The 9,971-nt window shown below is 28.0% G+C and carries 13 protein-coding genes; 10 read left to right on the top strand and 3 right to left on the bottom strand.

All coding sequences use genetic code 4. The features are described 5' to 3' along the window. Positions 1–28 precede the first annotated feature (28 nt). Both lysS and VBM86_RS01465 read right to left on the bottom strand, forming a co-directional pair. Complete coding sequence (gene lysS / locus VBM86_RS01470) at positions 29–1,492, bottom strand: lysine--tRNA ligase (protein ID WP_323189618.1); 1,464 nt, start codon at positions 1,490–1,492, stop codon at positions 29–31. Between the two features lie 222 nt (positions 1,493–1,714). Beyond that, positions 1,715–2,251: a hypothetical protein gene (locus VBM86_RS01465; RefSeq protein WP_323189617.1), complete on the bottom strand. Its 537-nt coding sequence runs from the start codon at positions 2,249–2,251 to the stop codon at positions 1,715–1,717. A gap of 61 nt (positions 2,252–2,312) precedes the next feature. Here VBM86_RS01465 and VBM86_RS01460 point away from each other — a divergent pair, with 61 nt between their 5' ends. Further along, the gene (locus VBM86_RS01460) at positions 2,313–2,927 is read left to right on the top strand and encodes a ribonuclease HII (RefSeq protein ID WP_323189616.1); all 615 of its coding nucleotides are present in this window, start codon (positions 2,313–2,315) and stop codon (positions 2,925–2,927) included. A 66-nt stretch (positions 2,928–2,993) separates the two neighbouring features. Here the strand turns inward: VBM86_RS01460 and VBM86_RS01455 are convergent, their stop codons facing one another. Continuing rightward, entirely contained in the window at positions 2,994–3,392 is a 399-nt protein-coding gene (locus VBM86_RS01455; protein WP_323189615.1) for a hypothetical protein, read from the bottom strand. Between the two features lie 92 nt (positions 3,393–3,484). Between VBM86_RS01455 and VBM86_RS01450 the strand changes: the two genes are divergently transcribed. From VBM86_RS01450 to rplS, 9 genes are all read left to right on the top strand, one after another. Continuing rightward, positions 3,485–4,039: an inorganic diphosphatase gene (locus VBM86_RS01450; RefSeq protein ID WP_257089104.1), complete on the top strand. Its 555-nt coding sequence runs from the start codon at positions 3,485–3,487 to the stop codon at positions 4,037–4,039. A gap of 126 nt (positions 4,040–4,165) precedes the next feature. After that, entirely contained in the window at positions 4,166–4,393 is a 228-nt protein-coding gene (locus tag VBM86_RS01445) for a hypothetical protein (protein ID WP_323189614.1), read from the top strand. A 195-nt stretch (positions 4,394–4,588) separates the two neighbouring features. Next, entirely contained in the window at positions 4,589–5,386 is a 798-nt protein-coding gene (locus VBM86_RS01440) for a GNAT family N-acetyltransferase (RefSeq protein WP_323189613.1), read from the top strand. Between the two features lie 83 nt (positions 5,387–5,469). Next, on the top strand, positions 5,470–6,270 hold the full coding sequence (locus tag VBM86_RS01435; RefSeq protein WP_323176742.1) for an energy-coupling factor transporter ATPase: 801 nt from the start codon (positions 5,470–5,472) through the stop codon (positions 6,268–6,270). Then, entirely contained in the window at positions 6,261–7,508 is a 1,248-nt protein-coding gene (locus tag VBM86_RS01430; RefSeq protein WP_323189612.1) for an ATP-binding cassette domain-containing protein, read from the top strand. Before VBM86_RS01435 ends, VBM86_RS01430 begins: the two co-directional genes overlap by 10 nt. Next, positions 7,508–8,533, top strand: a complete 1,026-nt coding sequence (locus VBM86_RS01425) for an energy-coupling factor transporter transmembrane component T family protein (protein WP_323189611.1) — start codon at positions 7,508–7,510, stop codon at positions 8,531–8,533. Before VBM86_RS01430 ends, VBM86_RS01425 begins: the two co-directional genes overlap by 1 nt. 122 nt (positions 8,534–8,655) lie before the next feature. Next, positions 8,656–8,904, top strand: a complete 249-nt coding sequence (gene rpsP, locus VBM86_RS01420; protein ID WP_257089094.1) for a 30S ribosomal protein S16 — start codon at positions 8,656–8,658, stop codon at positions 8,902–8,904. After that, positions 8,904–9,590 (top strand): tRNA (guanosine(37)-N1)-methyltransferase TrmD, encoded by a 687-nt coding sequence (gene trmD / locus VBM86_RS01415; RefSeq protein WP_323189610.1) that lies wholly within the window; start codon positions 8,904–8,906, stop codon positions 9,588–9,590. Before rpsP ends, trmD begins: the two co-directional genes overlap by 1 nt. Next, positions 9,580–9,936, top strand: a complete 357-nt coding sequence (gene rplS, locus VBM86_RS01410) for a 50S ribosomal protein L19 (protein ID WP_257089090.1) — start codon at positions 9,580–9,582, stop codon at positions 9,934–9,936. The genes trmD and rplS overlap by 11 nt, the downstream gene beginning before the upstream one ends. Positions 9,937–9,971: the final 35 nt, after the last annotated feature.

The raw sequence follows: 9,971 nt of genomic DNA, 5'->3' as shown, positions 1-9,971 counted from the left end.
CAGACTTTAAAAGTCTGTAATTTAAATACTATTTACGTTTCATTGTAGGGAATAAAAGAACATCACGGATTGAATCTTTTTCAGTTAACAACATTGTTAATCTATCGATTCCAATTCCACATCCACCTGTAGGAGGCATTCCGTATTCTAACGCTTCAACGAAATCTCAGTCAATGTCACTAGCTTCATCATTTCCATTGTTCTTTTCTTTTAATTGGTCTTCAAAACGTTCTAATTGGTCAATTGGATCTGATAACTCAGTGTACATATTTGCATATTCTTTTGTGTTAATGAACAATTCAGCTCTTTCAACGAATCTTGGGTCTTGACCTTTTGCAGTAAGAGGAGAAATTTCTAATGGATGTCCATATACAAAAGTTGGTTGTATTAATGTTTTTTCAATAAGTTCTTCAAAAAGTTCATTAATAATGTGACCTAATTGATGGAATTTTTGAATTTTAATACCATATGATTTAGCAACCTCAACAGCTTCATCGAATGAAATGTTTCTAAAATCTTTACCTGTAGCATTAGAAACAGCTTCAACCATATCAACTCTGTTAAATGGTTTTGCTAAATCAATTTCAACACCTTTGTTAATAACTGTTGATTTACCTAATTTAGCTGCAACTCTTTTAATAAGTTCTTCTGTACGTTGCATCATTCCTTCAAGGTTTGAGTAAGCTTCATAGAATTCAATTGAAGTGAATTCAGGGTTATGAGTTGTGTCAATTCCTTCGTTTCTGAAAATACGACCAATTTCATAAACTCTATCAACTCCACCAACTAAAAGTTTTTTAAGAGGAATTTCAGTAGCAATTCTAAGAACAAATTCTTGATCTAATGCATTGTGATGCGTTTTAAATGGACGAGCAGAAGCACCTGATAAATAATCGTGTAAGAATGGGGTTTCAACTTCCATATATTCTCTTTCGTCAAAGTATCTTCTAATTTCACTAATGATTTTTGTTCTATTTCAGAACACTTGCATTGATTCATCATTAACAATTAAATCAACATATCTGTGTCTGTATCTTTCTTCAACATCGGCTAATCCATGGTATTTGTCAGGAAGTGGTTTAAGAGCTTTTGTTAAAAGTTTAATATTTTGAACTTTAACAGTAACTGCACCTGTGTGAGTTTTCATAACATTACCTTCAACATAAATAATATCTCCTAAGTCTAAAGATGATACTAATGCATTAACAGATTCATCATGTTCTTTTTTGTTGAAGTAAGCTTGAATTTTTCCGTGGTAGTCTTTGATTAAAATGAAAGGTCCACGCATTGTTAAAATTCTACCTGCAATAGCAACAGAAACTGGATTTTGTTCTAATTCTTCTTTAGATACATTTTCATATTTAGAAGCTAATTCATCTGAATATAATCTTTCTTTTAATCCATCTGCTTTTGCAAAAGCTTCAATATTATTTTCTTTGTAAAAGTCTAATTTATTACGTCTTACTTGTTCTTGTTCTGTGTATTTTGTCATATCTTTTACTCCATTAATAAATATGTTTAAAGTATACCACTAATATTAAAAATATTAGTGGGGTAATATTAGAAACATAACTAAAAAATATTGATAGTAACACACTTGTTTTTTATGGTGCTATATAAATTATTTGATTTTAATTTTATTGTCTAAAAAACAAAAAAACTACCGAAAATAGGTAGTTATTTCAAAATAAAATTCTTTTATAAAATGGTTGCTTTAGATTCTATCTTCTTTCACTTTTCTGGCTGAAATTGTTACGTGTTTTGGACAAGTTAACATTGTTTGATCTGGTGTGAATTGAACATATAAAACGTTCTCATTATATTTACGGTCATATTTAACAGTTCCTTCAGGTCTTAGAAATTCTAAATGAACTAAAGGTACATTAAATACTTCTCTTTGTTCTTCAGGAATTCGTAAATCAACAATTGGGTAAATTTCTACTGAACCACCTCAAAGTATGTTGTTTTTAATCATATCTTTTTCTTCTTGAGGGAAGAATTCATCAACCTGTTTAAATGAAGTTTCTAAAACTTTATCTTGTTGTTCATAAGATAAAGTTTTAAATTGTGGATCTTCAGCTAACTCTTTTCTCAACACTTCTTTATACACTTCAAAGTCTAATAAATATTTTTGCTCTTTAACCATTAATTTAAGAACAATATCAAATGGAACTACATCAGCAATTGTTCCAAAAGCATATCTATAATCTTTATTGCACATATCACAATGTGCTGTAACTAATGAACCCATAATATCTCCTTGTTTGGAATAAAATCATTATATTAATTATATTTAACTTTATAATTTAGTTATGTTAGATTTTGAAAAGAATTATTGAGACAAATATGATGTTATTGTTGGTTTAGATGAAGTAGGAAGAGGTTGTTTAGCTGGTGAGTTAGTAGTTGCTGGTGTGATTTTTCCTAAAGGATACTCAAATAGTAAAATTAAAGATTCAAAACAGTTAACTGAAAAACAAAGAGAAGAACTTTATGAAGAAATAGTAAACGATTGTGTTGAATACGTTATTGAAGTTAGAACTCTTGAACAAATCAATAATTCAAATCCTAAAAGAGAATCGATTTTAGGTATGGAATCTATTGTTAAAAAACTTAAAAACAAACCTGATTTAATAATTACAGATTATGAAAAATTAAATTTAGAAAATTATGAACAAATTAATTTAGTCAAAGGTGATTCAATTTCAATTTCAGTTGCTGCTGCTAGCATTTTAGCTAAGGTTACAAGAGATAGAATGCTTAAAGAATATTCGAAAATATACCCTGAATATGATTTTGAGAATAACAAAGGTTATGGGACTAAAAAACATTTAGATGCTTTAAATGTGTTTGGACCAACAAAAATACATAGAACTAAATATAAACCAGTTACAGCAGCGTTTGAAAAGTATCGAAAATATAGATAAATTGACTAGTGTCACCTAGTTTTTTAACAAAAAAACACTCAGAAAATGAAGTGCTAGAAAATTAATCTAATTCATATTTTTTTCAGATTTTTGAGCTAATATTGATCCTCCAAAACTAAAGATTGGGCCAAATACACAGGCTAAAATATATAATACTGCTATTGCAATATCATCTTCTCTTTTTCTGTGAAGAAGTCTAACAATAGCAATGATTTGTAAAAACATTAATATTATGTGAAGAATAAATGTAATTGTTGCTGTGATTCAGATAATTATATTTGTTCCTATTGCAAGTATATATATTCTAGCAAATCATCCTGAAGAATAATAGTCACTTTGTTTTTGTATCGCATTTTGTATCGCAACAACTAATCATATTATGTATAGAATGCCTACAGAAATAATAATTATTCAAATTAATGATAATCAGAATATTGGCTTCGTATAATATTTTTTGTTTTCCATATATATCCCTTCGTTTTTATCTATATCCTTATTCTAAAAAAAAAAAAAAAAGCAAAGTAGAAAGTGAAATATTTTTGTTTTATAATATGACTATGAAAAAAGAAGTGCAAATTAAAATTGAAATTCAAAAAAACTCAAGAATCAAGTATGAATACAACAGAAAAACAGGACAAATTGAAGTAGATAGAATCTTACGTGAAGATTTTGTTTACCCTTGTAACTATGGCTTCATTCCTGAAGCATTAGACTGAGATGGAGACGAACTTGATGTATTATTATATTCATCAGAACAATTCATTCCAGGTTCATTATTAAATGCAAGAATTATTGGTGCTATGAAAATGATTGATGACGGTGAAACTGATACAAAATTAATTGCAGTTCACGCTGATGATTACAGATTAGATCACATTAACTCATTATCAGACTTACCAAGACCATTTTTAGATACAGTTAAAACATTCTTTAGTACATACAAAAACTGAAAACGTCCGGGAATTACATCAGTTGATGGATTTGAAGATGTTGAATGAGCTATTGCTGAATATGAAGAATGTGTTGACTTAATGAATAAATATGGTTCAATGGATAAAAAAGAATTCATTGAATTAATGAAACAAAAACATCCTGAAAAATATGTTGCTTAATTAGAGAATTTTCTATCCTTTAAGGGATAGATTTTTTTATTTCTTAAAAAAATTTTATGAAAAAAAGTTAGATTTTAAGTAAAAAAATAGTAAAAAATTAACTTTTTACAAAATAGAAAGGAAAATATGAAGAAAGTTTCGTTTTTAAATAGTAATCTTTCGTTTAAAGAAAACTCTTGCTTAAATAAAGTTACAAATAATGTCATTAAGTATTATCAAAACAAATTAGGAATCAATTTTGAATACATTGATTTAAGTGAGACAGAATTTTCTGAGCACATAAAGTCTCAAAACAATTTGAAAGATTTTAGTTACTCAATATTTGATAAAACTGCTATTAATTTGCAAAATTAGCTAATATTTATAGAGTTGCATTTAAATTATTTGGATATTATGAAGAAGTTGCATCAATTGTTAGAGAGTAACTTTGAGAATAAAGATAATTCAAAAAATTAGGTACATAATTGTACCTTTTTCTATACTCTACAAGTTATAAAAGTAAAATTCATAGTGATATAATTAACTGAAATTTGTCAACTGAGGAGTTTTATGACTTTAGACTTATTAAAGCAAGAATGATTTGTAAATAATTACTATATTTTTCTATATGAAAATAACTTACTAGAAAATAAATTAGAAAATAGTGGTTCTATTACCTATTTCGAAAATGGATTGGTAATTAACACTTTTAGAAATGATGCATATTCTGCATTTATATCTAATGTAAACTACAAAAAAGAAAATGTGGAGAAAATTATTAATTTGCTTTCAGATTTTTCACCAACTGTAATAACTTATGGTAATGCTTGCTTGAACTTGGTTCATCAGATTAGTAATCTTAATAATTATCAAATTTACAATCAAACTATTGCTGCATTAGATAAAGATGATTTTGTTTTTAGTGAAGCAAAAGAAGAATCGTTAGATAAAAAGATATTAATCAAAAGAGTTGATTTATTTGATTTTGATGAAATCAAAAAATTCCTTGAAGAAGAAAATTTTTATCCAAACTCAAGAAATCATTGAGTTGATTCTTATAAAAAATATGTTCTAGAAAATAACTTAAACTATGGTTATATAGCTTTAAAAGATAAAAAAGTAATTTCTCACGCTTGTGTTGTTTATACAAATTCTAAAAACGCAGTAATTTGAGGAGTAGCAACAAATCCAGAATTTAGAGGTCTAGGTTTAGCTTCACATTTAGTTTCACTATTATGTAAGGATATATTAAACAATAACCTTGAACCACTTTTATATTACACGGAAGAAAAGATTGGTAACTTATACAAAAAGTTGGGATTTAAAGATAAAGCACAATATTTTATAGCTTCAAAAGTGGAAAATTAGTTAAATAAATTAAATTTATTTAAAAATAATAATTTTGCATAAGAAAGCTATCAAAATATTGCTTTTTTATTAAAATTATATTTATGATTAAGGTAGATAATATTACATTCAGATATAGAGAAACAGATACTCAACCAGCATTAAAAAATGTTTCTTTTTCTATTGAAAAAGGTGAGTATGTTGCTATATTAGGGCACAATGGTTCAGGTAAAAGTACTTTGTCAAAAGTACTTGTAACTTTACTTAAACCTCAAAGCGGTTCAATTAGCATTGATGGAATTGAATATTCAAAAGAGAACTTACTTAAGATTAGAAAGAAAATTGGGATTATTTTTCAAAATCCAGATAACCAGTTTGTAGGTTCTAGTGTTGAAGATGATATTGCATTTGGATTAGAAAATAGAAACATTCCACATGAAGAAATGCATAAGTTAGTTAAAAAATATGCAGCAAAAGTTGATATGGAAAACTTACTTGAAAGAGAACCTGAGAGCTTAAGTGGTGGACAAAAACAAAGGGTTGCTATTGCTGCAATTTTAGCTTTAAATCCTGATGTTATTATTTTCGATGAAGTTACATCAATGCTTGACCCAAAGGGTAAATCAAGTGTTATTCAAATAATCAAGGAAATTAAAGAACAAAAAGATAAAACCTTAATCTCAATTACACACGATATGGATGAAGCAATTTTAGCTGATAAATGTTTAGTTTTTGCTAAAGGAAAATTAATCGCAGCTGGTTCACCAAAAGAAATATTAAAGAACCAAGAAATTATTGAAATAGCGAAAATTGAATCTCCATTTATTTACAGAATGAGCACAATGATTAATGGAATTGAACCAACATACAATGAAAGTGAGTTAATAGAAGAAATATGCAAATAAAAGTAAAAAAATTAACTCATACATTTAGTGTAAAGACACCTTGAGAGTTTACTGCATTAAAAGATGTATCTGTAACGATTAAGCAAGGTGAATATGTTGGTATTATTGGTGCTACTGGTTCAGGAAAGACTACATTAATCGAACATTTAAATAGATTACTAGAACCTACAAATGGAGTAATCGAATGAGTTTATAAGGATAATATTAGAAGAACATATGGCTATGAACTATCAAAATTATTAGTTTCATTAGACAAAAAATATTCTGATAAAAACGATCCTAAATATAAAGCAGAACTTAAAGAAAAAAGTGCTCAAATTAAAAAAGAAATTAAAGCTAATGATAAGCAAATTAAAGAGTTAGAAAAAATCTATAAAAAAGAATACAAGATAGCTTACAACAAATTTAGTGAAGAATACAGTCAGCATCAAACTGAAAGAAAATCAAAACTTAAAAACAAGTTTAAATTTTCATTTAGTAAAGAAGTTGAATTGTTCAAAAATGAATTTGATGCTAATTCTGAGACATTAAAGAAAATTAACGAGCTTAAATATGTTGAAGATTTTGTGACTCAACAAACTTACAAAAATAAAATCAAATCATTAAGATCTATGCCTAAAAAAATTAGACAAAGAGTTGCTATAGCTTTTCAATTTGCAGAATATCAGTTATTTAAAGGAACAATAATTGAGGATATTGCATTTGGTCCGATGGCTTATGGTGTTCCAAAAATTAAAGCTTATGAAAAAGCTAGAGAATGTTTAAAACTTGTTGGATTAGGTGAAGAATATTTAGAAAGAAGCCCTTTTGAACTCAGCGGTGGGCAAAAAAGAAGAGTTGCTCTTGCCGGAATTCTAGCAATGGAACCCGATTTCTTAGTTGTTGATGAGCCTACGGCTGGACTTGATCCTCAAGGTGTTGATGAAATTTTAGAAATTCTTAATAACTTACATAAATCAGGAAAAACTATCATCAATGTAACTCATGATTTAGATAACATTTTAAAATACTCAAAACGTATTTTACTTATGAAAAATGGACAAATTGTTAATGATGGTGAACCTTATGATGTTTTAAATGATGTTGAGTTCTTAAAGGAAAACAATCTTCAGCCACCACATTTATTAGAGTTTGCTAATAAATTAAGAAAAAGAGGTGTAGATATACCAAAAGTAACATCAGAAGAAGAATTGGCTTTCTATATTAATAAACATATGGAAAGTAAGAAGGGAGTGTAATGAAAAGTGTATTTGGACGTTACATTCCAGGTGATGGATTTTTATATAAATTAGATCCTAGATTTAAGTTACTTATGGTTATTGTTTATATTGTAATGGTGTTTATGGTTAGATATTTCATTGATATGGTTATCTTACTTTTACCTCTTATTATTATCTATATTTACACAAATAAAAGAGTAAGACCATTACTTAAAATGCTTAAGTTACCTATCTTTGTGTCTGTTGTAATTTTTGCAGTCAACTTGTACACTATAACAAACGAAACGGTACATAATGATGTTGTTAATATGTTGAGCAAATCATATTTAAAAGATCATCAAGATGTAAATAGGTTAGCTCAAGCTTACTGGACGAATGGATTCTGAAGTTTTAACACTTCAGCAAGCAAAACTTTTTATAACACAATAATAGACACAAATGGTGTGTTATCTGTTTTTAAAGGTGAACATTCAGATGTTCTTATGCAAAAAGTTCAATATGGTGTTTCATTAGATAATATCAATAAAACATTGAGTTTATTTTTAAGAATTTACACAATGATTTTAATTACTACATTGTTAACAAACACAACAAGACCAATATTATTAACAAAAGCAATTGAAGATCTTTTATATCCACTTAAATTCATTTTTGTACCTACACATGTTATTGCGATGATTGTTTCAATCGCACTTAGATTCATACCAACATTAATTGACGAATCAAATAGAATTATTAAAGCACAATCATCACGTGGGGTAGACTTCAAGCACGGGAATATTAAAGAAAAAATTGATGCATTCACTACATTGATTATTCCTTTATTCGTTTCATCATTCTCAAAAGCTGAAGATTTAGCTAACTCAATGGAAACAAGAGGATACGATCCATATGCTAAGAGAACTAAATATAGAAAAATTAAACAATCTTGAATTGATTTAATTTCTTTATTAGTCATATTAGCTATATTATCATTCGTAATTGTGAATATTGTGTATCCAAATTACTTACCATTTGAGTATATTGCAACAAGAATTATTTAATTTTTAGGTCTATAAATCATACGTAAAAAAATGCGTGTGATTTATTTTTTTTATATTATAATATATTTAAATTTATACAGCTGTAAAGCACTAGCGCTTTACACTTAATTAAGGAGGTAAAAATGGTTAAAATTAGATTAAAAAGAATGGGTGACAAGTTCAGACCAGTATACAAAATTGTTGTGGCTGACGCAAGATCACCACGTGATGGTAAATTTATCGAAGCTTTAGGACACTACAATCCATCTTCTAAAGAATTTGTTTTAAACAAAGAATTAACTGCTAAATGATTAAAACAAGGTGCACAACCTACAATTACTGTTGCTAACTTATTTAGAGCTCACAAATTAACTTCAGAACTTAAAAAATAATGAAAATTAATTTTCTTACTTTATTCCCTAGATACTATGAACCTTTTGTTAATGAAAGTATCGTTAACTTAGTCAAAGAAAAAGGACTAGTGGAATTTAATGTGGTTGATTTCAGAGACTTTTCTAAAGATAAACATAGAAAAGTTGACGATGAGATTTATGGTGGTGGTCATGGGCTACTTTTACAAGTAGAACCAATTGACTTAGCTTTAGAAAGTTTAGAAAATAACGGTGGATATAGAATATTAGTTTCTCCACAAGGTAAACAATTCACTCAAGAAATAGCAGAGGAATTATCTAAAAAGGATCAAATCACTTTCATCGCCGGAAGGTATGAAGGGTTTGATGAAAGAGTGCTTAATTTTGTTGATATTGAATTATCAATAGGTGATTATGTACTTACAGGAGGAGAGTTACCATCAATGGTAATGGCTGATAGCATTATCAGATTACTTCCAGGAGCCATTAGAGATGAATCACATCAAAATGAATCTTTCCAAGGTAGAGGTTTATTAGAACATCCACAATATACAAGACCAAGAGAATACAAAGGTCACTTAGTGCCTGAAGTATTGCTTAATGGAGACCATAAGAAAATTAAAGAATGAAAAGAGCAGGCTAGTTTAGAAAAAACTAAAAAGAATAGACCTGACCTTTATGAAAGGATAATTAAAAATGAGAAATAGATTATTAGAGTTAGTAGAACACCCACAATTACGTACAGACTTACCTGAGTTCAAAACAGGAGACAATGTTAAAGTTCACGTACGTATCCGTGAAGGTGAAAAAGAACGTATTCAAATTTTTGAAGGTTTAGTAATCAGTAAAAAAGAATCAGGTACAAGAGAAATGTTCACAGTTAGAAAAATTTCTTACGGAATTGGTGTTGAAAGAACATTTCCAGTTAACTCACCTTTAATCGCACACATCGAAGTAGTTCGTTCAAACAAAGTTAGAAGAAAAAGACTTTACTACATGAGAAATCTTAGTGGAAAAAGTGCTCGTCTTAAAGAAATCAAAAAGAACAAATAATTTAATCACAATACCTTATTACATATGAAACCAGT

This window comes from Mycoplasma sp. 21DD0573, assembly GCF_034863425.1.
Classification (GTDB): Bacteria; Bacillota_I; Bacilli_A; order Mycoplasmatales; family Metamycoplasmataceae; genus Mycoplasmopsis.
This window is presented reverse-complemented; position numbering and strand designations above follow the sequence as displayed.